The organism is Enterobacter sp., from assembly GCF_977039595.1.
On sequence record NZ_CDRQYH010000018.1, the window covers coordinates 1 to 26,509 of the forward strand.

Here is a 26,509-nt window from a genome sequence, read left to right on the forward strand (position 1 = left end):
ACCACCCCGTCAGTAGCTGAACAGGAGGGACAGCTGATAGAAACAGAAGCCACTGGAGCACCTCAAAAACACCATCATACACTAAATCAGTAAGTTGGCAGCATCACCCGCACGGCGTTGTATTCCGCCAGCTGAAGCGCGGATTCAATGGCGTCGATAAGCGCGTTAGATTCGACGGGCTTGGTGAGGAATTCGTACGCGCCGCCTTTAATGGCGCGCACCGACATCGGGATGGTGCCGTGGCCGGTGAGAAAAATAATCGGGATCTCGCGCCCGCTATCCTTAAGGGCGTCAGCCACCTCAAAACCCGAGATGGTAGGCATTTGCATATCAAGCACCACGCACGACGGGAGCTCTTCAAAGCGGTACTGAAGAAACGCTTCTGCCGATGAAAAGCCGACGGCGTTTAGGCCTGCCGATTCCAGCAGCCCAATCACGGACTGCCTGACTGCGTCATCGTCATCTACAACATACACAATGTGTTCCATTCACCGCCCCGGTGCTGATTGACATGTCGAGGATGCAAACAGTCACAACGGCGACGTAAGAGACTGTTTATGCTGACTTTCATCTTAACACATTAACTATCATTATCATTTAACAATATGATAACCGTATGAAGTATAGCGAGCCGGGGCGGGAGTGGTGAAGGAACGAAACGCGTGCAACATGGGCAGTATGCCCCAGCGCCCTCGTTATTTGTCGGTGAGGACTTTGATCGGTAAAACAGGCTACACTCTGGTTTTGAGCGCTAAATGCTGAGGACATAACAATGCACTACACACTGAAAGAGAGCGACAAGGAAAAAGCTGAAGGGTCAAACGGCGCGGGCGCTCTGCAGCAAAAACTGCTGGAGTCTCGTTCGATTGTGATCTCCGGTGAGATCAATCAGGAGCTGGCGCAGAAGGTCATCACCCAGATGATCCTGCTGCAAAGCGTCAGCAACGATCCGATCAAGCTCTATATCAACAGCCAGGGCGGCCACGTGGAAGCGGGTGACACCATTCACGACTTCATCAAATTCATTCGCCCGGAAGTGCACGTCATCGGCACCGGCTGGGTGGCGAGCGCCGGGATAACCATCTTCCTGGCAGCGAAAAAAGAGCACCGCTACTCGCTGCCAAATACCCGCTTTATGATCCACCAGCCGCTGGGCGGCGTGCGCGGTCAGGCGACGGATATTGAGATCGAAGCGCGCGAGATCATCCGCATGCTGGATCGCGTGAACAAGCTGATCGCCGACGCGACCGGCCAGCCGCTGGAGAAAGTGAAAAAAGACACCGACCGCAACTTCTGGATGTCTCCGGCAGAAGCGCTGGACTACGGCATCGTGGGTAAACTGATCACCCATTATGACGAGCTGAAGCTGGATTAAGTTTTCGCGGCGTGTTTGTGTCGGGTGGCGGCTTCGCCTTACCCGACCTACACGCTTTTTACCCTCGCTTGACCCACGACAAAGCACTTCCGCTTGCTCTCTTCCATAATCGCGCCTGTTTCCCTTCTCACTGGTGCTACCCATGGCGTATCAACTGAACCTGAACTGGCCGGAATTTCTTGAGAAATACTGGCAAAAACAACCCGTCGTGCTGAAAAATGCCTTCTCGAATTTTGTCGATCCGATTACCCCGGACGAGCTGGCAGGGCTGGCGATGGAGCCGGAGGTCGATAGCCGTCTGGTGAGCCATTTCAACGGTAAATGGCAGGCCAGCAATGGTCCGTTTGAGCACTTCGACGATCTGGGCGAAACCGGCTGGTCGCTGCTGGCGCAGGCGGTGAACCACTGGCATATGCCCGCCGCGGAGCTGGTGCGTCCGTTCCGCGTTTTGCCGGACTGGCGTCTGGACGATCTGATGATCTCCTTCTCCGTGCCGGGCGGCGGCGTGGGTCCGCATATCGATCAGTACGATGTTTTCATCATTCAGGGGATGGGCAGCCGCCGCTGGCGCGTGGGCGACAAGCTGCCGATGCGTCAGTTCTGCCCGCATCCGGCGCTGCTGCATGTCGATCCGTTTGAGCCGATCATCGACGAAGATCTGGCCCCGGGCGATATCCTCTACATCCCGCCAGGATTCCCGCACGACGGCTTTACCCATGAAACGGCGCTTAACTACTCCGTCGGCTTCCGCGGGCCGAACGGCCGCGATCTGATCAGCAGCTTCGCCGACTACGCGCTGGAAAACGATCTGGGCGGCGAGCACTACAGCGATCCGGATCTGACCTGCCGCGAACACCCGGGCCGCGTGGAGCAGTACGAGCTCGATCGCATTCGTCAGATGATGATCGACATGATTAGCCAGCCGGAAGATTTCACAAAATGGTTCGGCAGCTTTGTCTCCACCCCGCGCCACGAGCTGGATATCGCCGCCGCCGAGCCGCCTTACGCGCCGGAAGAGGTGCTGGACGCGCTGCAGGACGGCGAAACGCTGTCTCGCCTGAGCGGCCTGCGCGTGCTGAACGTCAACGGCAGCTTCTTTATCAACAGCGAACAGCTGGAGACGGTAGACGCGAAGGCGGCGGATGCGCTGTGCCGCTACACCGAACTCGGCCAGGCCGAGCTGGGCGATGCGCTGAATAACCCGGCGTTTGTCGAAGAGCTCACCGGGCTGATTAATCAGGGGTACTGGTACTTCGACGAGTAATGCGGCACGATTTTCTCCCTCTCCCTGTGGGAGAGGGGCGGGGTGAGGGCATCAGGCCGCACTAGCCCTCCTCCATCGCAATCACAATCGCTTCACCCAGCTTCTTCAGCGCCTCGCGGTTTTTCTCCGTCGGCGGCAGCGCCACGTTGATCCGCAGGCAGTTGCGGTACTTCCCTGAGGCGGAAAACAACGACCCGGCCGCGGCCTGGATCTTCAGCCGGCACAGCTGCTTGCTGACGCACACCATGTCGACCTTCTCCGGCAGCTCAATCCACAGCAGGAAGCTGCCCTGTGGGCGCGTGACGCAAATCTCTGCTGGAAAGTACTGCCGTACCCAGCAGGTGTAAGTTTCCATATTCTGCTGATAAATCTGGCGCATGCGGCGCACGTGGCGATGGTAATGACCGTCGCGAATAAACGCCGCCACCGCCATCTGCGTGCCCGGCACGTTAAACCCGCCGGCGGCGTATTTCATGTGCATCACCCGGTCGTAGTAGCGTCCCGGTACAATCCAGCCGACGCGCAGGCCCGGCGCCACGGTTTTGGTAAACGAGCTGCAGAGGATCACGCGTCCGTCGATATCCATCGAATGAATGGTGCGCGGGCGCGGGTACTCCGCCGCCAGCTCGCCGTAAATGTCATCCTCAACAATCACGATATCGTGCCGCTGGGCGAGGGCCAGCACCTGCTTTTTCCGCGCTTCGGGCATGATAAACCCGAGCGGGTTATTGCAGTTGGGCACCAGAATCACTGCTTTGATCGGCCACTGCTCCAGCGCCAGCTCCAAAGCTTCGATGCTGATCCCGGTTTCAGAGTCGGTAGGAATTTCAATCGCCTTGATATCAAACCCGCGCAGCATCTGCATGGTGCCGTGAAACGACGGCGATTCCACCGCCACGATATCTCCAGGTTTGCATACCGAGAGCAGGGCGATTGATAGCGCACCGTGGCAGCCGTTGGTAATCACAATGTCGCTTGCCGAGACGGTGGAGCCGCCGTCCAGCATCAGGCGCGCGATCTGCTCGCGCAGCTCCAGGCGCCCGTCGAGCACGTCATAGCTCAGCATCTCGCCGGGGTTATGCTGTGCGATGCGGCTCATCTCGCGCCACAGGGGCTTCAGGCTCGGCTGGTTAATGTCCGGCGAACCGCCGCCAAAGGAGATCATCTCTTTGTCGGCGCGGGCGTCCAGCAGCATCATCACCTCATCCCACTGGGTAACGTCCACGGGGCGCTGCACCGGGCGCGTCATCGCCGGGACGGGCGGCTGGGCTTTTCGCGGTGAGACAAAATAGCCGGAGCGCGGCTGAGGGGTTATCAACTGGAGGTTTTCGAGGATCTGGTAGGCCTGCTGTATGGTGCTGATGCTCACGCCGTGCTCCTGGCTCAGCGCACGCACCGACGGCAAACGTTCACCGCTGCGATACAGACCTTGTTGAATGCGTTCTGCCAGAAGGTTGGCGAGATGTTGATAGCGCGTCATGCTGTATCCTTTGTTTTCACCATACAGATTATAAAACCAGTACAGATTGCTGCGAAAATTGGCATGCAGATACTGTTTTAGCGGATCTGTATGTTAAACAAAAGCTGTTTTTGCATCTGTATTGCACGGGTGGATTTCAGGGATGATAACCCCACTGGCACAGTGAGGAGAGCATCATGGAATTCTACGAGAATCGTTCAAAACGTTCGTTCGTCGTGTTTGTGTGGATCGGAAAAACGATCTGCAACTGGTATCGCATCAACCGTACCCGCCGCATCCTGAGCCAGATGAGCGACGAGCAGCTGAAGGACGTTGGTTTATCCCGCAATGATATTTAAACCCCAGGCCGGGTAAGGCGCAGCCGCACCCGGCGATGTTCAGCGCAACAGCTCGAACGTCTGCCGCTTCGGCCTTTCCAGCAAGTCCAGCGCCTCATGATACGACCGCACGTTGTTATAGCCCATCACCAGTCCGTAGCGTTTGCCCGACCCGCGATACCACTCCGAGAGCGCATTGACCTGCAGCTGCTGTTCCTGCCAGCAGCGCGCCACTTCCCGGTCACGGCTTCCTTTGGTCAGGAACGCCACGATATGCATCCCGCCGTCGTTTTGCTCGGTGAAAAACAGATCGCCATACACCTTCTGTAGGGCGGCAATCATCCAGTCGCGGCGGGTCTGATACAGCGCGCGCATCTTTTTCAGATGACGGAAAAAATGCCCTTCGTTGAGAAACGCGGTGAGGATCTTTTGCGTCAGCACCGGCTGGCCGCTGGTGGTGATGTCCGCGCAGTCGGTAAAGGCTCCGACGGTGCTGGCGGGCATGACCACGTAGCCCATGCGCAGCGACGGCATGATTGTTTTACTGAAGGTGCCCATAAAAATCACCCGGTCGTGCTGGTCGAGGCTTTTCAGCGACGGCAGCACTTTGCGGGTGTAGTGGAATTCCCCGTCGTAATCGTCTTCGATAATCCACGCCTCGTTCTGGCTGGCCCAGTCGAGCAGCTGCTGCTTGCGCGGCAGGGAGAGCGTTACCGCCAGCGGGCTCTGATGCGACGGGGTGACGATAGCAAAACGTGCGTCGCGATGGTAGCGGAGCAGGTAGTCCGTATCGATGCCGCAGCGATCGACCGGCACGGTGTGCAGGCGCGGCACGATCCGCTTGAGCAGCTGCTGGCCCATAAAATAGCCCGGATCTTCAAACAATACCTTGTCGCTGCGGCTGGCTAGGGTGTCGAGGATCAGCCGCAGGCTACCGCTGTAGCCGCTGGTGATCAGCACCTGTTCGGCGCTGCAGGACAGCCCGCGCGAAATGTTGAGATAGCTGGCGATGGCCTGGCGGAGCGGATACCAGCCCAGAACGGGCGGGTTGAGCATCTCCTCCTGACGCATGGCCCGCGTCGCCTGGCCCGCCAGCAGCAGCCATTTTTTATATGGAAAGCTGTCGAGGGCCGGGATGCCGGGGCGCAGAAACCCCGCCCGCTCGCGCTGGCTGATGAGCGATGCCGGAAGCGTGCCGGTGGGCTGTTCCGCGGGGGCTGTCTTGTCCGGCAACAGTAAGTCCGGGTTAACCCGCGTGCCGCGCGCCCCCTGGCTCACCAGATACCCTTCGCCCGTCAGAATGGCATACGCCGTTTCGACGGTTTTACGCGCCACCTTTAGCTCTTCGGCTAGCACGCGGATGGCAGGCACCTTATCGCCCGGCTTCAGCACGCCGCGCATGATGTTGTCGCGATAGCGGGAATAAATCTCGTGATAGCCCGGCTTCATGTCCTACCTCATTTCACGCTTTTTGTATCTTTTTACTATGTCATGAACGGCGTAGATTTGCCTCATCGCATGACACATGCCGCACAAAAAGAGGAAAGACAATGAGCACTCGCGTTAACCACCATAAAGTTACACCTGCCCTCGCCAACGCGCTGTCTGCCCTGAGCATGGAGGTGGCAAAAACCTCCATCGACCCGGCGATGAAGCACCTGATTGACATTCGCGTGTCGCAGCTGAACGGCTGTACGTTCTGTCTGGATATGCACTCAAAAGAGGCCAAAATCGCCGGCGAGCGCGAGCTGCGCCTGTACCATCTGGCGGCCTGGCGCGAGTCCCCGCTGTTCAGCGCCCGCGAGAAAGCGGCGCTGGCGTTCACCGAAGCGCTGACCCAGATTGGCGTTCACGGCGTAAGCGATGCACTGTACCGCAGCGTGGCGGAGCACTTCTCGGACGTCGAGATTTCAGAGCTGAACTTCGCCATCGTGGCGATCAACGCCTGGAACCGTCTGGGGATCACCTCCCGCATGGCGCCCGGCGCGCTGGACGCGGCGTACGGGCTGAACAAGGCTAACCTGGAATAATTCCGCGCTCGCGGATCATCGCCACCAGAGTCCGCAGTCCCGGCGGGACGTGGCGATGGCCGGGGTAGTACAGGCGCAGCCCGGCAAACGGCTGCGCCCAGTCGTTCAGGACGCTCACCAGTTCCCCGCTTTTCAGCTCGTCCTGAATATAGAGTTCCGGCAAAAATCCCACCCCTAATCCTGCTTTCACGGCGCGGATCGAGGCAAAAAGATCGGACGTCGCAAAGCGCGGCGGCACGGCAAGGGCGTACGTTTCACCCCGACGCGCCAGCTCCCAGCGGTAGATCCCGCCGTGGGCCATGCGCATGCCGATCCCCTGATGTGAAAGCAGATCGTCCGGCGTTTCGGGTATGCCGTGACGGGCGAAATAGGCCGGCGTGGCGGTGACGAGCTGGCGGATCTCACCGGTCAGCGGCACGACGATCATGTCCTGCGGGACGGACTCTTCGAGGCGGATCCCCGCATCATAGCCTTCCGCGACGATGTCGATCATTCGCGCTTCGCTGACGGTCTCTACGCGCATCTTCGGGTAGCGGATCATGAAGTCGATCAGCAGCTGGTCCAGAAAAAGCGTGCCGATATGGTTCGGCACGTTCAGCCGTAGCGTTCCGGCGGGTTCCCCTGTTTCGCTGTGGATCTCCTCGCTGGCGAGACGGATCTCCTGCAGGGCGGGGCCGATACGCGCCACGTAGCGCTGTCCGGCGTCGGTAAGCGCCACGCTGCGGGTGGTGCGGTTGAAAAGTCGCGTCTCAAGGCGGCTCTCCAGCCCGGCGACGGCATTACTTACCGCCGTGGCGGACATCCCCAGCTCCTGCGCCGCACCGCGAAAACTGCCGCGCCGCACCACCGCCATCACTACTTCCAGCTCTGTCAGACCTGAACGATGCATAGATTATCCTGAAAATCGAAACAACCCTTGCAGCATAGCGTGGATTATCGCAACGGAGAAGTCGTGACAGACTGGGCTCACAAAGCCTGAGGAGGTTTATATGCACACCATCGAACAGATCTTTATTAACGGCGAGTTTGTTACCCCGCACGGTACCGAACGTTTTAACTTGTACAACCCGGCGACGGCGCAGGTTATGGGTCAGGTTCGCCTGGCGGATGAGATTGACGCTGAGCGCGCCATTGCGGCGGCAAAAGCGGCGTTTCCGGCGTGGTCGCAAACCACAAAGCAGGAACGCATCGCAGCCCTAAAACGTATGCACGCCGCCGTGGCCGCTCGCCACGACGATCTGCTGGAAGCGGTCATTGAAGAGTACGGCGCGCCCGCCTCGCGATCGGCGTGGATGGCCAGCTATCCGGCGGAGGTGATTGCTCAGGCCATCGAGGCGCTGGAGGCGTTTGAGTTTGTCACCCCCGCAGGTGCAGCGACGGTGCAGATGACGCCGCTTGGGGTGGCCGGGCTTATCACGCCGTGGAACAGCGACGCGGGCTTTATCTGCGGCAAACTGGCGGCCGCGCTGGCTGCGGGCTGCACGGCGGTGATCAAGCCGAGCGAAATGAGCGCCCTGCAAACGCAGATTGTCACTGAAGCGCTGCGCGATGCTGAATTACCGCCAGGGGTATTTAATATCGTCACCGGACGCGGCGAGACGGTGGGCGAAACCCTTAGCCGCCATCCGGACGTGGCGAAAATCTCGTTCACTGGCTCCACGAATACCGGCAAGGCGATCCTGCGTAACGCGGCGGAAAGCTTTAAGCGCGTGACGCTGGAGTTAGGCGGTAAATCGCCGACGATCCTGCTGGATGATGTGGATCTCGCGCAGGCGATCCCGCTGGTGATCCAGGCCGGGTTTATGAACAGCGGGCAGGCGTGCGTGGCCGGAACGCGCATTCTGGTGCCGCAGGCGCGCAAGGAGGAGATCGAAACCGCGCTGGCGCAGGCCGTGGCGGCGGTGAAATCCGGCGACCCGCGCGATAGCGCGACGGACGTCGGCCCCATGGTAAGCGAAAAGCAGTGGCAGAGGGTGCAGGGCTATATCCGTAAAGGTATCGAAGAGGGGGCACGCCTGCTGGCGGGCGGTGAAGGACGGCCGGAAGGCACGCGGGACGGCTGGTTCGTGCGTCCGACGCTGTTTGCCGACGTGAACAACCGGATGACGATTGCCCGCGACGAGATTTTCGGTCCGGTGCTGTGCGTGATCCCCTATCGTGACGAGGCGGAGGCGATCGCCATTGCCAACGACACCGACTACGGCCTGAGCGCGATGGTGCTGGGTGGTGATGTAAACCGCGCGCGACGCGTGGCGCAGCAGATTGTTTCCGGTCGCGTGCTGGTGAACACCCTGGCTCATGAACCGAAAGCGCCGTTCGGCGGGTTTAAGCACTCCGGTTTGGGGCGCGAGATGGGCGAGTGGGGAATTCGGGCGTTTATGGAGCCGAGGTCGATTGTGGGCTAAAACTTCGCTATTTACCGAAGCATTGTGCTTTTCCATCCCGCATGCTCTCCTCAACATCACCACGGAGAGACCCCCATGATCGCAGTCATTTTTGAAGCTAAAGCCGCGCCTGCCCATCAGGCGCGCTATCTTCAGCTTGCCGCAGAGCTTAAGCCGCTGCTGGCGGACATCGACGGCTTTATTGATATCGAACGTTTTCAGAGCCTGACCACCGACGGCAAAATCCTGTCCCTTTCCTGGTGGCGGGATGAAGAGGCCGTCCGCCGCTGGAAGCAGAACGTCTTTCATCAGGCGGCGCAGGCCGAAGGGCGGGAGTCGATTTTTGCGTACTACCGCATCCGGGTGGCGCAGCTGGTGCGGGAATACAGTTCCGAAACCGGAGGGCATGCCGATGTATGACGTTCATGTCATTTTTCGCGATACCCCCGGTGAACTGGCGCGGTTTGGACAGCTGCTGGGCCGCAACGACGTGGGGCTGGAGGGCGGTGGCGTATTTGGTACACATGCCCATTTCCTGGTGGAAGACGGGGAAAAAGCGCGACGCGTGTTGCTCGACGCCGGGTTTACCGTACAGGCGGTGCGACAGCCGGTGATCAGAAAGCTTAAGCAGGAGCGTCCAGGCGAGTTGGGCGAGATCGCGGCGGCGCTGGCGGCACGCGGCGTGTCTATCCTGACTCAGTACAGCGACCATGCGAATCACCTTATTCTGCTGACGGATGATGATAAGCTGGCCGCTGAGATCACCGAACCCTGGGCGGCCCATGCTTAAGACGAGTTTACCTCCTGACAACAGCGCGATGCTGGAAAAGGCGATTGCCGCGGTGGCGGCTGCCATGGCCGATCCGTCGCGCGTGAAGATGCTCTGTGCGCTAATGGACGGACGGGCGTGGACCGCTACCGAACTGAGCGCCGCGGCAGACGTCGCCCCGTCGACCGCCAGCGGGCATCTTGCCCGGCTGGTTGAAGGGCAGCTAATAATCTGTCTGTCGCAAGGGCGGCATCGCTATTATCGTCTTGCCGGGCACGACGTGGCGGCGCTGGTGGAACAGATGATGGGGCTTTCGTGGGGCCGCATTACCCCGCCGGAAACCAGCGCGCCGAAAGCCATGCGTGAAGCCCGGACCTGCTACGACCATCTCGCAGGCGCCGTGGCGGTGCAGATCTATGATTTCATGCAGGCGGAAGGCTGGCTGGAGGCTGACGGTTCCGCATTGACCCTCTATGGCCGGGAGCAGTTCCTGGCGCTCGGTATTCCGTTAAGCGCGCATCCCCGCCGGAAGGCCTGCTGCGCCTGCCTGGACTGGAGCGAGCGACGGTTTCATCTTGGCGGTGAGGCGGGCGCTGCGCTGCTCATCCACATGGAAAGCAAAGGCTGGATCCAGCGGGTGGCGGGGTATCGGGAGGTGGTGGTGACGGCGTCGGGGAAGGCCGCTTTAAAGAGGCTTTTTAGCCGCTAAAAACGCCCGGTGGCGCTGCGCTTACCGGGCCTACGCGTACATCGCCTCCAGTAACACCTTTCGCAATTCCTGCGCTTTTGCCTCTCGTTTCTTGATACTTACCCTGATAACTATTATCTTGACCGCGTATGACGAGAGGTTTCCCCATGAGAGAAGAAGAACTGTTCTGTCGAAGGCCGATGGGCATGCGGATGGCGATGATCGTGCGCCAGTGGCGTGCCGTCATCGACGACGCCATTCTCGATACCGGTTTAACCCAGTCGAGCTGGACGGTGATGATGCAGCTTCATCAGCTCGGGGATAACGTCTCAATGAGTGAGCTTGCGGAGGTGCAGGGCATTGAACTGCCGCCGCTGATGCGCACCCTGACACAGCTGGAAAAACAGGGTTACCTGCTGCGCACCACATCGCCTTATGACAAGCGCATCCGGCTTCTGACGCTGACGCCTGAGGGAAAAGCCATATTAAAAAGGCTCACTCAGGTGATTGAGACGTATCAGGCGCGCGTATCGCAAAACATCGCGCCGGAACATCTCGACATTTTCAGCGCCACGTTGAATCAAATCGCCTGCAATTTGCGGACAATCCGCGAAGAAGATAACAAGACCGAAAAATAATGACCCCTGAACAAAAGTTTGCCCGCTGGGTAAGGGTGAGTATTGCCTCTTTCCTGCTGATGTTTGTCTACTTTATCGTCGCGGATATCTGGATCCCGCTGACACCGGACTCCACCGTAATGCGCGTGGTGACGCCGGTGTCTCCGCGCGTCTCCGGCTACGTGGCGGCGGTACATGTCCACAACAACAGCCAGGTGAAGAAAGGCGATCTGCTGTTTGAGCTCGACGACACGCCGTTTCGCAATAAGGTGGAAGCGGCGCAAATCGCGCTCGAGCAGGCACGCCTGTCCAATGAACAGCTGGACGCGCAGATCGCCGCCGCGCAGGCCAGCCTGAAAACCGCCGTGCTGACCGCGCGTAACGACAAAGTGACCTTCGACCGCTACCAGAAGCTGAGCACGCTGCAGAACGTCTCGCAGGCGGATCTGGATAAGGTTCGCACGACCTGGCAGAGCAGCGAGCAGTCCGTCAGCACGATTCAGGCCAACATCCGGAACCTGCGCATCCAGCGTGGTGAGCGCGAAGAACACCGCAACGTGACGCTGCAAAAATACCGCAACGCGCTGGATGAAGCTGAGCTGAACCTCGGCTGGACGAAGGTCTATGCCCTGGCGGACGGCACGGTCAGTAATTTGCAGCTGAGCCCTGGCTTCTACGCCTCATCCGGTTCCGCCGCGCTGGCGCTGGTGAACAACCAGACCGATATCGTGGCCGATTTCCGTGAAAAAAGCCTGCGCCATACCCATCAGGGCACCGATGCGGCCGTGGTGTTTGACGCCTTCCCGGGACACGTTTTCCGCGCCCACGTCACCAGCAGCGACGCGGGGATCCTGGCGGGGCAGGAGGCCGTTAACGGCCAGCTTTCCGAGCCGGAAACCTCCAACCGCTGGGTGCGCGACGCCCAGCGCATGCGCATTCACGTGACGCTGGACGAGCCGCTGCCGAAGCATCTGCCGACCGGCGCCCGCGCGACCGTGCAGCTCTACAATAGCGAAGGGCCGTTTGCGCGCTTTTTCTCCGGGATGCAGATCCACCTGGTGAGCCTGCTTCACTATGTCTATTAGTACCCTGGCGCGGGTATTTACCCCGCACGGCAACATCGTCTATACGGCAAACGATTTCCGGCAGACACTGCGCATCGTTTTTGCCGGGATGATTGCGCTCAGCATCTCCAGCTTTTACAACACCAGCTACGGCGTGTTTTTCGTGGTCTATCCGATCATGCTGCTGTCGCTGGTACCGGTGTTTAATCGCCACGTGGCAAAGCAGTTTATCTTCAGCGCATCGCTCAACTGCGTCGAAATGGTGATTATCATCGGCTACCTGTCGCAATGGCCGGTCATCATGACGCTGGTGGTCTTTGCCCTGTACGTGATGCGTTTTCGCTTTATGAGCAAGGGGCCGCTGTTCCTGTTTGGCTCAATGGGCGTGGTGTGCCAGAGCGTGATGCTCAACTTTATGAGCTACCCCACCACCAACTGGCACACGCTTTTGTTCTCCAACATCGAAGCCAGCGTGATGGCGGTGTGCCTGAGCGCGCTGATGAACTATCTGCTGCCGGACGTGGAGCCCCGCAAGCCGCCGCCGCTGATTGAGAAAGACGACGCCCGCGTGCGCCACGAGTCGCTGCTCTCCGGTACCGTCGCGACGCTGATTTTTGTGGTTTTTCAGATTAGCGACTTAAGCGATTCGCTTTCGGCGCTGATGGCGGGGATTTTGATCCTGTTCCCGATGCACTATCGCGGCGCGGTGATGAGCTCCATCTGGCGCGTGGTCGGCGTGGTGCTGGGCTGTCTCTATATTCTGGTGGTACAGCTGATCCTCTACGATCACAGCAGCCATATGCTGCTGATGATGCCGCTGATCGGCCTCGGCCTGGCGTTTGGCGCGCGACTCCACGTGATGGAAAAGGTGGGGGCGGGCGTGGGCTTTTCCAGCATCACCACCATCGGCATTATGTTCGGGCAGAACATGCACCCTGACACTGACCTGGTGTTCAGCGATCTGTACCGCATCACCTCAGTTACCTTTTCGCTGGTGGCGACGCTGACGATGGTCTTTCTGGTGCACCTGATCCTGAACCGCTTCGAGGCGACCCGCTACGTCATCGCGCCGCCAAAAGCAGATTAATGCCCCAGCACGGCAGGCAGCTGCGAGAGTAAAAACAGGATCAGGCCAATCGTCCCGCCCACCAGGGTTCCGTTGACGCGGATAAACTGCAGATCCTTGCCAATGTTCAGCTCAATCTGGCGGGACATGTCTTTGGCGTCCCAGCTTTTCACCGTGTCGCTGATGTGGCGGGTCAGAAACGCCGCGAAGTCCGGCGCGAGGCGGTGTGCGGCCTGCTCCAGATGCTCGTTCAGCGATGCCCGCAGGCTGGCGTCGTTAGACAGCGTTTCGCCAAACCACAGGCCGGCGTTGGCGATGCGCTGCTTCACGCGCGAGTCCTCACTCTGCATATCCGCCTTCAGCCACTGGCGCAGATCGGCCCACATCTCGCCCAGATAGCGGTTAAACGCCTCATCGTTTTTCAGGTAGTGCTTGATGTTGTCGGCTTTTGCCGCCATCTCCGGATCGTTTTTCAGATTGTCGATAAGCTTCAGCGTGGCGCGGTCGAATGCCTGACGGATCTGGTGCGTGCGGTCATGGCTGATATCGTCCAGCAGCGTATTCACCGCGTTCGAAACCATCTCCGCGCTCTGATCGCCCAGCCACTCGGTGGGCAGCACCATCGCCTTGCGCGGGTGTTCGGTCTTCAGCCAGTGGACAATCTGGTCGGCGATAAAGTCCCGCGTGCTTTCCCGCTGAATGAGGGTAATGAGGCGGTTGATGATGGCGTCGAGCAGCACCTGATGGCGGTTGTTTTTGGTCATGCTCTCCAGCATCACGGCGCTGGTTTCGGTGAAATCGACCTTGTCGATGGCCTTATGCACCGCGCGTTTGAGCAGGCGCTGAATGCGCCCGTCGTCGGTCAGCTCGAGAAAACCGCTCATCACCTGCATCAGATGCAGCCCGACGCGCTGGGCGTTGTCAGCCTTGCTGAACCAGGCGCCGATCATCTGCGCGGGCTCATAGCGGCGGATCAAATCGACCAGCGACTGGGTATCCAGAAACTTCTCCTGAACAAACTGGCCGAGATTGTCGCCGATTCGGTCCTTATTGCGCGGGATGATCGCCGTATGGCGCGAGATAAACGGAATCGGCACCCGGCGGAACAGCGCGACGACCGCAAACCAGTCAGCCAGCGCGCCGACCATTGCCGCCTCGGCAATGGCCTTGACGCCGCGCACCCAGAAGGACTGCGGTAGGAACAGGGTGGTGATAAAGGCCGCGGCGGCAACCAGCAGCAGCGACAGCGCCAGCAGCTTGGCGCGTTTGAGTTCAGCTATTTTTTCCATGGGTTAAGGATAGAGGGTTGTGGGAGAGAAGTGCAAAGTACCCTGACAGACAGTTTTTGTAGGCCGGGTAAGGCAACGCCGCCACCCGGCATGTGCACTACCGTATCAATTCTCCTGATAAGCCTTTTCGATTAGCAGTTTCGCTTTCATCAGGTCATGTTCATCGCGAACGACCAGCTCAACGTTGCCCGTTCCCCAGTGCCCAATATGAGTTACATCCCGGCTAAAGCCTTCTTCAAACTGAATATGCTCAGGATCCAGTTTCAACCACAAACGGATATGCGGATCGGTTACGGGGTAAATCCCGGCACAAACAAAATTCCGCAGACGACGGAATGCGCCGTACAGCTTCAGCTCTTTGTACTGCACCTCATCGCCGAGAGACAGGACATAGCTTTTTAGCTGTTCGAAAAGAAGTGCTAATTCTGTGGATGCGCTGGCGAGCTGTTCGCTATGCGTTCGCGTATTACGCTTGCCAATTGCGGAGGGTAATGTTTCGGTTGCCGCTTCAGAAAAGGCGTTTTCAACAACGGCATTGACCAGTTCGAACATCAGCAGATCGTCAGAAAAAAGCTTGTAACGAATCAGGCTGATGTTGCGGTTAATCTGCTGTACGGCATGTTCGTCATACTTATTGAAATCAGCGGCAATACAGAGCAGGCGCGTGCCTGACCAGTCGATAGCCTCTGCCGTCTCTTTGCCGAGCTTCTCCATAACTAGCCACTTAAATTCAGCCTTATGATCGAGAAGCCAGTCCAGATAAAACAGCCCCTGGTTGATCACATTTTCGTTGCTGTGACGTTTATATTCGATAATGACCGGACAGTTATTTTCGTCCAGCCCCAGTGAATCAATACGCCCACGGTGGGTCTTACCAGTGCTGTATTCACTGTCGAGAAAACGAACCCCGAGAAAGGTCTCCATTCGGGATTCGATCAAGGATTGCAGCTCTTTTTCGATGGTTGCTGCTTTACCGGAAAGTTCTTTTACGCCGCTAGCACTGTAACGGAAGAGCTGGATATCACTCATGAATTGATTCCCTGCGCATTTTTGCGATGTCATACATCAGGTGAGCAAACCCTTTGGCAACTTCCGGAGACGATAAGTACTGCATCATCATCTCCTTGTGCGCTTCGTTGCTGTCCATCACGGCATCATCAATGGCTTTCGTAAAGTCGCCCAGCATCGCCTGCTCACGGGTGTTGTTGTCGAGTTGGGTCATGACAAGTTTGTTTTCTGCGAGCTTATCGTAAACCACAAAGGCGTAGTTGAGCATATCTTTGTCGGTCAGGTTTTCAGTGATAAACAGCTCGTTGAGCTGCGCCAGCACCTGCGACATAAACTCCTCTTTCTTATCTTTTGCTTTTGCGGTGCCGACGTCATTAACCGGCTTGAGCTTATACTCTGCTGCATCCTCCTGAAGCTTAATATGCTGCTCCTGGATCTTTGAAAGCCGATAGTGGCTCATTTCAACACTGGAAAGATCGACGTCATCTTCATCTGTTGATTCTTCACGCAGTAAAGGGCGAAGGTGTCGACAATAAAGGCTTAATTTCTCCAGCGACTTGTCATCGTAGGAGACGATCTGGGACATAAATTCATAAAAGCGTACAAAGCTACCGAGATCTTTTTTAAAAATCTCCAGGCGATCTTTTTCCTTCTTGCAGGCTTTAAAACTGTTTTCCGCGTTTGCGAGCAAGATGGGGTTAGGAGAATCCTTTTTTGTTAATTCGTAGATCTGTTTAGCGCTGATATACGCCTCTTTCGCGGAGGTATACCGCATTGCCCAACGGTTTACTGCGGGCAGACAAATATTGCTGAGCGTCGCATTCGATTTCTTCTTACTGTAAAAAGCCTCGCATAGCTGTTCGACTTCGTGCCATAAAAATATGCCTATTGCGCGAAGTTTCTCGTACAGATCGAACACCTGATCTGGATTGCTGACATCGGTCAATTCAGCTGTCTGGTAGTAGGGCTGGAAGGCCGCGAGGATATCGTCAGGTTCGTTATAAAAATCGAGTACAAAGGTGCCGGATTCCCTTTTGCCGGGATAGGTTCGGTTGAGACGCGATAGCGTCTGTACGCACTCCACGCCGCCCAGCGCTTTATCCACGTACATGGCGCAAAGCTTCGGCTGGTCGAAGCCGGTCTGAAACTTGTTGGCCACCAGCATCACCTGATAGTCATCAGTATCAAACGCCTTTCGCATGTCGCGGCCTTTGAGCGCCGGGTTCATACTTATTTCAGTAAATTTCTGGTGCAACAGCGCAAGGCTGTTCATGTCATTTTCCTGGAACTCAACTTCGCCTGAAAACGCCACCATCGCAGTGATCTTCCCGTAGCCCATGTCGGCAATGTATTTATCAAACGCTAGCTTATAGCGCACCGCAGCCTTGCGAGAGCTGGTGACCACCATCGCCTTTGCCTGACCGCCGAGCAGGTGCATCACATGCTGGCGATAATGCTCAACAATGACTTTTACCTTTTGCGAGATATTGTGATCATGCAACGTTACCCACTGGTTGAGCCTGATCTTCGCCCGATTACTGTCTACTTCCCGGTCTTTATCACCCATTTTTTGCAGCAGCTTATAGGCGACTTTGTAATTGGTGTAATTCTTCAGCACGTCGAGGATAAAGCCCTCCTCGATGGCCTGGCGCATGGAGTAAACATGGAACGCCGCAGGTTTGTTGGTTCTGGATGCGGGTTCGTGCGGGTTGGGTCTGCGGCCAAAAAGCTCCAGGGTCTTCGCCTTCGGCGTTGCGGTGAAGGCGTAGAAATTAAGGTTGCTGCTCCCGCTGCGTGCGGCAAGGGTGGCGTCGAGGATATCTTCAGAGGTCAGGATCACATCGTCGTCGGCCCCTTCGCTCATTAATACCTCTTTTAGCTGGCGCGCCGTGGAGCCGCTCTGGGAGGAGTGCGCTTCATCTGCGATGATCGCGTAGGTTCGTTCTTTGAGGCAGGTGCTTTTTTCGATTGCTTTGAGTACGAACGGGAAAGTCTGAATAGTGACGATGATGATGGGCTGCGAGTGTTCCAGCGCGCTGGCGAGCTTCTCTGACTTAGAGCCTTCCCCCTCGCGGTTGTTGATTCGTCCGACCACGCCGTCCGCATGTTCAAACTGATAGATGGTGTCCTGTAGCTGGTCGTCCAGCACGGTGCGGTCAGTCACAACAATCACCGAGTGGAAGCATTTCTCACCCTTTTCGTTATGCAGGCGGGAGAGCTGATGCGCCGTCCAGGCGATGGAGTTCGATTTACCGGATCCGGCGCTGTGCTGGATAAGATACTTGTTACCGGTGCCTTCTTCATCTGCGGCGGCAATGAGCTTGTTCACCACGTCCCACTGATGATAGCGCGGGAAGATCAGGCTCTCTTTTTTGACCTTTTTACCGTCCCAGTCCTCTTTCTCCTCGATTTGCAGATGGATAAAACAGGCGAGGATTTTCAGCAGATTGTCGGGGAGCAATACCTCGTTCCACAGATAGCGGGTGGCGTATTCATGGTTATCCTCCGGGACGTCGTTGCCCGCGCCACCCTCTTTTGTGCCTCTGTTGAACGGCAGAAAGAACGTGTCATCACCGGCAAGCCGGGTGGTCATGTAGACCTCATACTGGCTGACGGCAAAATGCACCAGCGCGCCGCGCTTGAAGGTCAGCAGCGGCTCAGGCTTGTTAGTCGCCGGGTCTTTCGGCAGGCGCGTTTTTTTGTACTGGTTAATGGCGCTGTTGACCGTCTGCTTGAACTCGGATTTCAGCTCCAGAGTGGCAACCGGGAGGCCGTTGATAAACAGCACCAGGTCGATGCGCCAGCGTTTGGCTTTCGCCTCCGCGTCGGTGCCGCTCGCGTGGGGGCTGTAAACCAGTTCAGGAACGATGCGGCAGATGTTCTGCCGATAGCGCGCAAGGGTGTCCGGATTGAGGTTGTGATCCGGCTTAAACTGGCATAACGAGAAGCGCGCATTATGGCTTTTGATGCCGTGGCGCAGCACCCCCAGAGTACCGTAGGTCCGGGACTGGATATCGGTGGCGTTGGCATCGGCTTTTTTAAGCTGCGCCACCAGCGCATCGAGAAAATGACGCTCGGTGTCGTTGGGGTGGATGCGGGTGAATTTTTCCCACTCCTGCGGCTGGGTGGTCTGGACAAACGTCAGTGCATCCTGCGGATAAAGTGCGCGTTCGCGATCGTACTTGCCGCCCGTGCCGGGAACCCAGCCGTTCTGACACATCTGGTTTATGATATCGGCCTGCAGATTAACTTCTTTGGTGACGTCGGCGATCATACCGTGGCCTCCTCTGCGGTGAGGGATGCTTCGGTGCGGCTGGCGGGAGGCGTCCAGTCGCGGAGATCGATTTTGCCGGTGACGGCAGCAGAGATCAGGGCGGTGCGGCGTTCTTTAATTAATTTAATAGAATCTTCTAGTTTAGAAACCAACATAGCAATTTCTTTGTTTTTTTGTATTATGAAAGAAATTATAAAACCAATCTCTTCATTGCCTGGTAAGGCTATCTTTATATTCCCAACAGTCTCTGTGTTTAGATTTAATTGAGTTCCCATTTTACCTAATCCAAGATAACACTGACCAGCCTCAAAAATAAAATATAAGAAAATATTGTTTGTTTTTAATTGAGGGAAGTAAACAAAACCATCATGAATGCATGTTTTAGCAGTAGTTAAACATGGTTTTCCAACACTACCAGCGATACTTAAAAATAGTTGATTAGGATCTAGTCTTACACTTAATTCCGCCCCTTTTTTTGAAAGTTTTTGCGTGGTTTTTTTTAAATACATTTCTGAATTAGATACATCAGAAATTCTAGCCCACAAATACTCGCCATCCTCATCAAAAAAAATAGGGTTTTCAATAGGTCTTGGGCTGGCACCTCTCTTAACAGGTGACAGATGCTTTATAGCTACTATATTCCAATGCTGAGGTAATTTACCCAACCACTCAACCCCAGAATCTTTCATCGGCGCATTAGGATTTAGCCCTTTGGTTACGGCATGGCTAATCACTGCCTGACGTTTTTCTTTTAGAAGTTCGATGAGTTGTAGTTGTTTTTCTACAAGTTTATCTATTTTTGCTGTGTGGTAATCAAGAAATGTGGAAATGTTTTTTTGTTCATTTACCCGAGGAAGCCATAACGACAATCCACGTAATATAGCTTGTGAAATACTAAAAACCTTTACACCCTTAACTGAAGTTTGTATTTGTGATCTTAATTGTTGAGAATCTAGGGTGTAAGCAAGATAACGATAGCTTTCGCGGTTTATCGGGCGGGAGATAATAGTATGGTAACCAGCGAAAGTTATAACTTCACTAACTAATTGAGAGAAGTTTCCTGAACCAATAATATCTTCGGACGTGTCAGCAAAAATAATATCTCCTTTGCAAATTAGAGATTTGGTATTAGCATTTAAATATTTTTTGTCTACACATTTTAAAGGATGAATAGAAGGGTTAAATTCAAACCCGTACTTAGAATGTATTTCCCCATAGTTTAAACATGGAATACCTTCGTCTTGGAGGTTTTCTTTTGTGATAGTTAGACCTTTATCGAATGAAAAACAATATCTTACTTTACTCATTTTCCAATGCTCGGGAATCTCCCCCAACCACTCAACCCCAGAATCCTTATATTCCGGATACGCCTTATACTTAGCCATCAGGAGTGTACCTCCTGCAGCAGCTTCATAATCTCCGCGCTCAGCGCATCCAGCTCCGCGTCAATCTCTTCCAGCGGGCGCGGTGGCTTATAGACATAAAAATGCCGGTTAAACGGAATTTCGTACCCAACAACCCCAACCTCGCCGTCGCGGGCGTCGCGCTTATCGGCATTAATCCAGGCGTCCGGCACGTGCGGCAGCACCTCCGCCTTCACGTAGCCTTCAATCAAATCGCTGGTCGAAGCAGACGGATTGAGCGCAACGTTCTCGTTGTCGCGCAGGTCGGCATCCTGCTCAAACTCCACCACCTGTCCGCGGTACGCAAACGCGCCGTACAGCGGCTGCGCATCTTCCTTGAGCACCTTTTTGACGACCGGCTCCGCGTCCGGGTTTTTGCGGGTAATGGCCTCGATGAACTGCTTATGCTCTTTGGCATCCAGCTTAACGGCGGCGGTTTTAAACGCCTCTTTGAGCGTCAGTTGGAACTGATTGAAATCATCGCTCGGCTGAGCGAGACCACCTGCTTTCCCGTCGAGCGCCGTCTGGGTTTTTTGCGCTTTGACCATCAGCGCGCGCTGTTGTCGCCACAGCGTTGCGTCGAGCAGATCTTTAATCTGCTTCTCTTTAAGCTCGGGGAATTCAGCCTTGATAACGGCGCGTGCTTCCACCTCGAACTCGGCAAAGCTGCCGTAGTTCTCGTCCTGCCAGAAGGCACCGAACGCGTCGTACAGGCACGCCATCGGTGCGTTAAGCGGTTTTGGCGCAAAGCGCAGCGCGGCGATGGATTCATCCGTGACCTGCGCCGTCAGGCGCAGTGGGCGCTCAATCGTCAGCCGGCGGAAGCCAAAGTCTGTGCTGTTGAAAATCTTGCTGGCGACGGCGCGCTTGTCGTCCGCGTCCTTAAGATCCACGACCTCGGCGTCGCCAAAGGTGCGGGTGATGAGTCGAATGTCCTCCTCGCTCATCATGTTGCGCTTCGCGCCCAGTGACTTACGCATTTTGCTGCACAGCTTGCTGGCGTCGATCAGCTGGATCTTGCCCTTACGCTCCGCCGCCTTTTTGTTCGACAGGATCCACACGTAGGTGGCGATCCCGGTGTTGTAGAACATGTCGGTGGGCAGGGCGACGATCCCTTCCAGCAGATCGGCTTCAAGGATGTAGCGGCGGATCTCGCTTTCGCCGCTGCCCGCGCCTCCCGTGAACAGTGGTGAACCGTTGAGGATGATCCCGATGCGCCCGCCGGTATCTGCATCACGCATTTTGCTGATCAGGTGCAGCAGGAAGAGCAGCGAGCCGTCGGAAACGCGCGGCAGGCCAGGCCCGAAACGGCCATCAAATCCTTTGCGATGTTCGTTGTTAACGTCGGCTTCTATCTTCTTCCAGTCCACGCCAAACGGCGGGTTCGATAGCATGTAATCAAAGCGGTCAGCGGGAAGCTGATCGTTAGAAAGGGTGTTGCCCAACTTGATGCGGCTGACGTCCTGACCTTTTATCAGCATGTCGGCCTTGCAGATGGCGTAGGATTCCGGGTTTAGCTCCTGCCCAAACGCGCGCATCACCGCTTTCGGATTCAGCTCGTGGACGTACTCCATCCCGGCAGAGAGAAATCCGCCCGTGCCTGCCGTCGGGTCGTAAAGGGTTCGAATAACGCCCTCTTTGGTGAGCGCCTCGTCGTCTTCCATAAACACCAGCGAAGTGGTGAGGCGCACGATATCGCGCGGCGTGAAGTGTTCACCGGCGGTTTCGTTGGAGCTTTCGGCAAAACGACGGATCAGCTCCTCGAAGACAAGCCCCATGTCATGGTTGGAGATGGCCTGCGGGCTAAGATCGGTGGTGGCAAATTTCTGCACCACTTTGTAGAGGAGATTAGCATCGTCCAGCAACCCAATGAATTCGCTGAATTTAAAGTGCTCGAAAATCTCCCGCGCGTCTCTGGAAAAATACTGGATGTAGTTTTCCAGGTTGGCCTTGATGTCGTTTTGCCCCATTTTGCTCAGGTCCAGCGGCGAGGCGTTAAAGAACGTCAGTCCGCTGGTGGCGCGCAGGATTAACTTTTCTTTCGCTTCTTCCGGTAGGGGAGAAGAGCGGACTTTTTGAGCCTCAATAACGACGGCCTCTTTAGTTTCTTCAAGCACGCATTCCAGGCGGCGCAGCAGGGTGAACGGGAGAATAATGCGCCCATATTGAGATTGCTTAAAATCACCGCGCAGGAGATCTGCGACAGACCAGATAAAGGCTGCTGTTTGGGAGAAATTCAGGGTACTCATAAAAGCGTCCTTGCCCATATTTCAGGCATTTTTAATGATGATTTAAAACCCTCTTTTTATCATGGCTAAAAGTATTGATCGACTAAAAAGTCGATCTAAATCAATGCTTTATATTTATTGGTTGCAATAATTTATAGTTATCATGAATGTGTGTTTCAATACAAATGATGGAGCTGGGTTATATAGCATTAACGCATAATCGCCACAGCACCCACCCGCCAAACCCCATCAGCACTGCCCCCGCCGTGCGCTCAATCCACCACAGCGAACGGCTAAGCTTCTGCTGAATCGCCGATAGCCCCATCAGCGACACCAGCGCCAGATCCCACGCCAGCACCACCATTACCATCCAGATGCCGCAGGTCGCCTGCTGAAGCAGCGTGACGTCCGGCCCCAGTAGCGCCGTCATCAGGGCCAGATAGAACAGCGCGTTCTTGGGATTAAGCAGCGCCGAGCCGAGCCCCAGCAGGATCTGCTTACGCAGCGAGGGGCGATGCTGTCGGGTTTCATTCAGCGCCAGTGCCTGCGGTTGGCTGCGCACCAGATGCGAGCCTATCCACAGCAGGTACAGCGCCCCGTAAAGCTCGATAAGCGTAAACAGCCACGTAAACTGGCGCAGCGCGCTCCAGCCGATAATCACCAGTAAGATATACAGCCCGTTGCCCGCGGCGATACCGACGCACACTCCGGCGCTGCCGCGCAGCCGATAGCGCGCGGCGTAGCCCACCAGCAGGAAGAAATCCGGGCCCGGGCTTAGCAGGGCGACAAAGTGCGCCAGCGCCAGGGCGAGAAAAGCGGAAGGGAAGAACAGTTCCATAGCAACCTCAGTTTAAAAATCTGCGGTCAGACTACGGCGCTGCAAACGCTATTTATTGTCGGATATTGATCGGCCCGTAGCGTACTGGCGCGGCGTGGCGGCGGTATAGCTGACGAAGATCTTATGAAAATGGCTCTGATCGGCAAAGCCGCTCTGGTAGCCAACGTCGGCGATGTCGTCCCCGGCACGTAGCCGCGCTTTGGCGAACTCCACGCGGGAGATGTTGAGGAAGCTGCCCGGCGTCAGGCCTGTATCCTGCCGGAAGGTGCGGATCAGCGTCTCCTTGCGCAGCGAGAATCGCTGGGCAAGTTCATCGAGGGAAGGCGGTGCGGCCAGGTCGGCAAGAAACGCCTGCCGCACGTGCTGGCTGGTTGAGCGAAGCGCATCTGCGTTTTCCTCGCATCGGGGAAGGGCTGAAAGCAGCGTATCCACGGATGCAGGCGACATCGTCTCAACAATATCAAGGTAGCGCTTAAAGAGCGTAGGGTCGCGAATCACCTGGAGCGCCAAAGGAAGATCGGTGTCGATATAGAGCATATGGTAGCTGCGCGGTTGCCCGGCGACGGGGTTGCAGCTGTGCGGCGCAGAGGCCGGGATCACAATGAGGTCCCCGGGGTTAAGGATGTATTCTCTGTCATGGCACACGCAGCAGGTCTGGCCTTCCATAATCGCGCCGATAGAGAGCTGAGGGTGACTATGGTGTTTATACGCCTGCGTGCTCCGCCACGTGCTGCGCAGCTCAAGGCCTGAGGCGCGGTGAAAAGTCTGCCGGATGTGTCGGGTATCGGTCATAAGCACTCCTTCTGGACGTTTTTTATACCACGTCAGCGAACCGTCTGGCAGCGCTTCATTAAGAACCTTCCGGATATACCCAACTTTACGCCCACGGCCAGTCATGTTGACTACCCTTAATACCCTAAGCGGTAAAACAAGGAGATTCGACATGGCTTATCAGACAGTAAACCCTGCCACTAACCAGCTCATCAAAGAATACCCCTCACATACCGACGCGGATATCGAAGCGGCGCTGAAGGCGGCCGATGCGCTTTATCATTCGGACTGGGCGAAAGGCGACATCAGCCAGCGCCTGCCGGTGCTGCATAAGCTTGCCGACCTGATCGACGAGCGTACCGAGGAGCTGGCGAAAATCGCCAGCCAGGAGATGGGTAAGCTCATCGAACAGAGCCGCGGCGAAGTGAAGCTGTGCGCGCAAATCGCCCGCTACTACGCCGACAACGCGAAGCAGTTTCTGGCCCCGGTGAAGTATCAATCCGAACTCGGGGAAGCATGGGTGGAGCATCATCCCATCGGCGTGCTGATGGCCGTTGAGCCGTGGAACTTCCCGTATTACCAGCTGATGCGCGTTCTGGCGCCAAACCTGGCGGCGGGTAACCCCGTCATCGCCAAACATGCCAGCATCGTGCCGCACTGCGCCGAAGCCTTTGCCCATCTGGTTCGCGAGGCGGGCGCGCCGGAAGGCGCATGGACTAACCTGTTTATTTCGTCCGAGCAGGTGGCGAACATCATTGCCGACGATCGCGTGCAGGGCGCCGCATTAACCGGCTCTGAAAAAGCCGGCAGCGTGGTGGCCGCGCAGGCGGCGAAGCACATCAAGAAATCCACGCTTGAGCTGGGCGGTAACGACGTATTCGTGGTGCTGGACGATGCGGACCTGGACAAAGCCGTCAAGACTGGCGTGAATGCGCGGCTCAACAACGCCGGGCAGGTCTGTACCGCGGCGAAGCGCTTTATCCTGCATGAAAAGATCGCCGACGCCTTCCTGAGCAAATTCACCGAGGCGTTTAAGCAGGTGAAGATTGGCGATCCGCTGGACGAAAGCACCACGCTGGGGCCGCTGTCGTCGAAAGATGCTCTGGAAACGTTGACCAAACAGGTTAACGAGGCGGTGAAAAACGGCGCGACGCTGCACTACGGCGGCAAGCCGGTGCAGCGCGACGGGAGCTTCTTCGAGCCGACTATCCTGACGAATATCTCGCGCGACAACCCGGCGTATTTCGAAGAGTTCTTCGGCCCGGTAGCGCAGATGTACGTGGTGAAAAACGACGACGAGGCGGTCGCGCTGGCGAACGACTCCCACTACGGCCTGGGCGGGGCGGTATTCAGCCAGGATATCGAGCGCGCGAAGAAGATGGCGTCGCGGATCGAGACCGGGATGGTGTACATCAACTGGCTTACCGATACCGCGCCAGAGCTGCCGTTCGGCGGCGTGAAGCGCTCCGGCTACGGACGCGAGCTGTCGGATCTGGGGATCAAAGAGTTTGTGAACCAGAAGCTGGTGGTGGTGCGTCAGTAAGAGGTAATAAAAAACCTGCCGGCCGGCAGGTTTTTTTAAGGGGATTATTGCACTTCGATCTTGTCCCAGCCGCTTTTAAACATGCAGCTGTCAACCAGCGTATCCCGGCGATATTCGTTCGCGTCTTCAACCGTGTAGCTCGTGGAAATATCCTTTTTCTTGTTCTTTTTGTCCGTTTTTTCCGAGCTGGAACCGGTCACGACGTTATCCGGGGGAAGATCGATCAGCGCCTGCGCTTCGCATTCCGTGAGCTTTTTATTCATTTCCGTATCGCTGACGCCCGGTTTCACCCATTTGTACTGGACGCAGCCGGTGAGCATCAGCGTTAGGCTCAGAACGCAAAGCGCGGTCATGCGGTGTTTCATCAGAAGGTGACTCCACCGCCTACATATGCGCCGTCAATCAGCGTGTGGCCAGGACGACCGTCTTTACCGTCCACGCTCACGTGGCGGTAGCCCACTTTCAGGGTCACTGGCGTAATTGGCGTCCAGCTTACGCCGCCGTTGGCTTCGACGTAGTTTTTCACACTGTTGTTCAGCCCTTCTGGCGCCACATAGCCTTCACCGTACACGTGGATGCTGTCGGTCAGGGCAACGTTTACGCCGCCGCCAATCGGGAACGCCACGCCGTTATCGCCTTTTTTCGGGCCGAGGTAGATGGCTTTTGCGCCCGCGTTCAGCATGACCGGGCCAAGATCCAGGTTGTAGCCTGCGCCCACACCGCCGGTCTGGGTACCGTCATCGGTGTTTTTCAGCCAGTTACTTTCCAGATAAACACCGGATGAGGATTTCCCCATTTCCAGATTGAGGTTGGTAAAGTTTTTACCCTGCTCAACGGTGCCGCCCATCGCCAGTGCGGAACCCGATACGGCAGCCAGAGCAGAAAGAAGAAGGATATTCAGTTTTTTCATGTTTTATGCCTCGTCATTAAATTCATCTGGGCGCACCTTAACAAGCGATGTTAATGACTGCAAATGTGATATAAATCGAGGTTTTATACTGATATTGTTAACTTTTTTATTGAAGTTGTTGCAATGATGTTTGATTGTCGGGGTGTCAACAGGGGATGTTTTTAGCGTTTAGGAACCGTTTAGTTTTTTGA

At 56.4% G+C, this 26,509-nt stretch carries 25 protein-coding genes and 1 pseudogene; 12 read left to right on the forward strand and 14 right to left on the reverse strand.

The annotated features are described in order from the left end of the window. Together ACWYRJ_RS07830 and ACWYRJ_RS07835 are read right to left on the reverse strand one after the other, a co-directional pair. Positions 1–53, reverse strand: a 53-nt coding sequence (locus tag ACWYRJ_RS07830; RefSeq protein WP_129692851.1) for an IS1 family transposase, incomplete at its 3' end; no start/stop codon positions are given. 54 nt (positions 54–107) lie between these two features. Continuing rightward, a pseudogene (locus ACWYRJ_RS07835) lies at positions 108–488 on the reverse strand (response regulator transcription factor); the annotation flags it as partial. 284 nt (positions 489–772) lie between these two features. On the opposite strand from ACWYRJ_RS07835, the gene ACWYRJ_RS07840 reads away from it, so the two are divergent. Continuing rightward, complete coding sequence (locus ACWYRJ_RS07840; RefSeq protein WP_024909504.1) at positions 773–1,375, forward strand: ATP-dependent Clp protease proteolytic subunit; 603 nt, start codon at positions 773–775, stop codon at positions 1,373–1,375. Positions 1,376–1,517: 142 nt separating this feature from the next. Then, positions 1,518–2,639: a ribosomal protein uL16 3-hydroxylase gene (locus ACWYRJ_RS07845; protein ID WP_455507679.1), complete on the forward strand. Its 1,122-nt coding sequence runs from the start codon at positions 1,518–1,520 to the stop codon at positions 2,637–2,639. Between the two features lie 61 nt (positions 2,640–2,700). Here the strand turns inward: ACWYRJ_RS07845 and ACWYRJ_RS07850 are convergent, their stop codons facing one another. Continuing rightward, positions 2,701–4,119, reverse strand: a complete 1,419-nt coding sequence (locus ACWYRJ_RS07850) for an aminotransferase-like domain-containing protein (protein ID WP_133293710.1) — start codon at positions 4,117–4,119, stop codon at positions 2,701–2,703. A gap of 176 nt (positions 4,120–4,295) precedes the next feature. Between ACWYRJ_RS07850 and ACWYRJ_RS07855 the strand changes: the two genes are divergently transcribed. Beyond that, positions 4,296–4,457, forward strand: coding sequence for a DUF1127 domain-containing protein (locus ACWYRJ_RS07855; RefSeq protein WP_149367780.1), 162 nt, complete (start codon positions 4,296–4,298; stop codon positions 4,455–4,457). A gap of 39 nt (positions 4,458–4,496) precedes the next feature. Here ACWYRJ_RS07855 and pdxR read toward each other — a convergent pair whose 3' ends face one another. After that, positions 4,497–5,885 carry a MocR-like pyridoxine biosynthesis transcription factor PdxR gene (gene pdxR / locus ACWYRJ_RS07860; RefSeq protein ID WP_149367779.1) on the reverse strand — a complete coding sequence of 463 codons (1,389 nt, stop codon included), beginning with the start codon at positions 5,883–5,885 and terminating at the stop codon, positions 4,497–4,499. A gap of 101 nt (positions 5,886–5,986) precedes the next feature. Between pdxR and ACWYRJ_RS07865 the strand changes: the two genes are divergently transcribed. Continuing rightward, the gene (locus ACWYRJ_RS07865) at positions 5,987–6,466 is read left to right on the forward strand and encodes a carboxymuconolactone decarboxylase family protein (RefSeq protein ID WP_455507680.1); all 480 of its coding nucleotides are present in this window, start codon (positions 5,987–5,989) and stop codon (positions 6,464–6,466) included. On the opposite strand, the gene ACWYRJ_RS07870 is transcribed toward ACWYRJ_RS07865, so the two are convergent. Then, positions 6,453–7,355, reverse strand: a complete 903-nt coding sequence (locus tag ACWYRJ_RS07870) for a LysR family transcriptional regulator (RefSeq protein WP_455507681.1) — start codon at positions 7,353–7,355, stop codon at positions 6,453–6,455. The two genes, ACWYRJ_RS07865 and ACWYRJ_RS07870, sit on opposite strands and share 14 nt — an antisense overlap. Positions 7,356–7,455: 100 nt before the next feature. On the opposite strand from ACWYRJ_RS07870, the gene ACWYRJ_RS07875 reads away from it, so the two are divergent. The 7 genes from ACWYRJ_RS07875 to ACWYRJ_RS07905 all read left to right on the forward strand — a co-directional run bounded on the left by ACWYRJ_RS07875 (position 7,456) and on the right by ACWYRJ_RS07905 (position 13,075). Beyond that, positions 7,456–8,871: an aldehyde dehydrogenase family protein gene (locus ACWYRJ_RS07875; protein WP_149367777.1), complete on the forward strand. Its 1,416-nt coding sequence runs from the start codon at positions 7,456–7,458 to the stop codon at positions 8,869–8,871. Between the two features lie 75 nt (positions 8,872–8,946). Then, positions 8,947–9,270, forward strand: a complete 324-nt coding sequence (locus tag ACWYRJ_RS07880) for an antibiotic biosynthesis monooxygenase family protein (RefSeq protein WP_033144543.1) — start codon at positions 8,947–8,949, stop codon at positions 9,268–9,270. Beyond that, positions 9,263–9,640, forward strand: a complete 378-nt coding sequence (locus ACWYRJ_RS07885) for an amino acid-binding protein (protein ID WP_149367776.1) — start codon at positions 9,263–9,265, stop codon at positions 9,638–9,640. Before ACWYRJ_RS07880 ends, ACWYRJ_RS07885 begins: the two co-directional genes overlap by 8 nt. Then, the gene (locus ACWYRJ_RS07890) at positions 9,633–10,328 is read left to right on the forward strand and encodes an ArsR/SmtB family transcription factor (protein WP_149367775.1); all 696 of its coding nucleotides are present in this window, start codon (positions 9,633–9,635) and stop codon (positions 10,326–10,328) included. The genes ACWYRJ_RS07885 and ACWYRJ_RS07890 overlap by 8 nt, the downstream gene beginning before the upstream one ends. A 146-nt stretch (positions 10,329–10,474) precedes the next feature. Further along, positions 10,475–10,945 (forward strand): MarR family winged helix-turn-helix transcriptional regulator, encoded by a 471-nt coding sequence (locus tag ACWYRJ_RS07895; RefSeq protein WP_149367774.1) that lies wholly within the window; start codon positions 10,475–10,477, stop codon positions 10,943–10,945. Then, complete coding sequence (locus ACWYRJ_RS07900; protein WP_111964134.1) at positions 10,942–12,009, forward strand: HlyD family secretion protein; 1,068 nt, start codon at positions 10,942–10,944, stop codon at positions 12,007–12,009. Before ACWYRJ_RS07895 ends, ACWYRJ_RS07900 begins: the two co-directional genes overlap by 4 nt. Next, positions 11,999–13,075, forward strand: a complete 1,077-nt coding sequence (locus ACWYRJ_RS07905) for a DUF2955 domain-containing protein (protein ID WP_196365453.1) — start codon at positions 11,999–12,001, stop codon at positions 13,073–13,075. The genes ACWYRJ_RS07900 and ACWYRJ_RS07905 overlap by 11 nt, the downstream gene beginning before the upstream one ends. On the opposite strand, the gene ACWYRJ_RS07910 is transcribed toward ACWYRJ_RS07905, so the two are convergent. The 7 genes from ACWYRJ_RS07910 to ACWYRJ_RS07940 all read right to left on the reverse strand — a co-directional run bounded on the left by ACWYRJ_RS07910 (position 13,072) and on the right by ACWYRJ_RS07940 (position 23,886). Further along, positions 13,072–14,343 carry a DUF445 domain-containing protein gene (locus tag ACWYRJ_RS07910; protein WP_455507682.1) on the reverse strand — a complete coding sequence of 424 codons (1,272 nt, stop codon included), beginning with the start codon at positions 14,341–14,343 and terminating at the stop codon, positions 13,072–13,074. The two genes, ACWYRJ_RS07905 and ACWYRJ_RS07910, sit on opposite strands and share 4 nt — an antisense overlap. 105 nt (positions 14,344–14,448) lie before the next feature. Further along, positions 14,449–15,372 carry a DUF5655 domain-containing protein gene (locus ACWYRJ_RS07915; RefSeq protein WP_455507683.1) on the reverse strand — a complete coding sequence of 308 codons (924 nt, stop codon included), beginning with the start codon at positions 15,370–15,372 and terminating at the stop codon, positions 14,449–14,451. Next, on the reverse strand, positions 15,365–18,625 hold the full coding sequence (locus ACWYRJ_RS07920) for a type I restriction endonuclease subunit R (RefSeq protein WP_455507684.1): 3,261 nt from the start codon (positions 18,623–18,625) through the stop codon (positions 15,365–15,367). The genes ACWYRJ_RS07915 and ACWYRJ_RS07920 overlap by 8 nt, the downstream gene beginning before the upstream one ends. Next, on the reverse strand, positions 18,622–20,010 hold the full coding sequence (locus tag ACWYRJ_RS07925) for a restriction endonuclease subunit S (RefSeq protein ID WP_455507685.1): 1,389 nt from the start codon (positions 20,008–20,010) through the stop codon (positions 18,622–18,624). Before ACWYRJ_RS07925 ends, ACWYRJ_RS07920 begins: the two co-directional genes overlap by 4 nt. Further along, the gene (locus ACWYRJ_RS07930; protein ID WP_455507686.1) at positions 20,010–22,277 is read right to left on the reverse strand and encodes a type I restriction-modification system subunit M; all 2,268 of its coding nucleotides are present in this window, start codon (positions 22,275–22,277) and stop codon (positions 20,010–20,012) included. Before ACWYRJ_RS07930 ends, ACWYRJ_RS07925 begins: the two co-directional genes overlap by 1 nt. A gap of 178 nt (positions 22,278–22,455) precedes the next feature. Then, positions 22,456–23,094: a LysE family translocator gene (locus ACWYRJ_RS07935; RefSeq protein ID WP_455507687.1), complete on the reverse strand. Its 639-nt coding sequence runs from the start codon at positions 23,092–23,094 to the stop codon at positions 22,456–22,458. Positions 23,095–23,142: 48 nt separating this feature from the next. Continuing rightward, positions 23,143–23,886, reverse strand: coding sequence for an AraC family transcriptional regulator (locus ACWYRJ_RS07940; protein ID WP_223581134.1), 744 nt, complete (start codon positions 23,884–23,886; stop codon positions 23,143–23,145). A 151-nt stretch (positions 23,887–24,037) separates the two neighbouring features. Here ACWYRJ_RS07940 and ACWYRJ_RS07945 point away from each other — a divergent pair, with 151 nt between their 5' ends. Beyond that, complete coding sequence (locus ACWYRJ_RS07945) at positions 24,038–25,408, forward strand: NAD-dependent succinate-semialdehyde dehydrogenase (RefSeq protein ID WP_111964129.1); 1,371 nt, start codon at positions 24,038–24,040, stop codon at positions 25,406–25,408. A gap of 44 nt (positions 25,409–25,452) precedes the next feature. On the opposite strand, the gene ACWYRJ_RS07950 is transcribed toward ACWYRJ_RS07945, so the two are convergent. Further along, entirely contained in the window at positions 25,453–25,773 is a 321-nt protein-coding gene (locus ACWYRJ_RS07950; RefSeq protein WP_111964128.1) for a hypothetical protein, read from the reverse strand. Beyond that, entirely contained in the window at positions 25,773–26,318 is a 546-nt protein-coding gene (locus tag ACWYRJ_RS07955; RefSeq protein WP_047742922.1) for a YfaZ family outer membrane protein, read from the reverse strand. Before ACWYRJ_RS07955 ends, ACWYRJ_RS07950 begins: the two co-directional genes overlap by 1 nt. Positions 26,319–26,509: the final 191 nt, after the last annotated feature.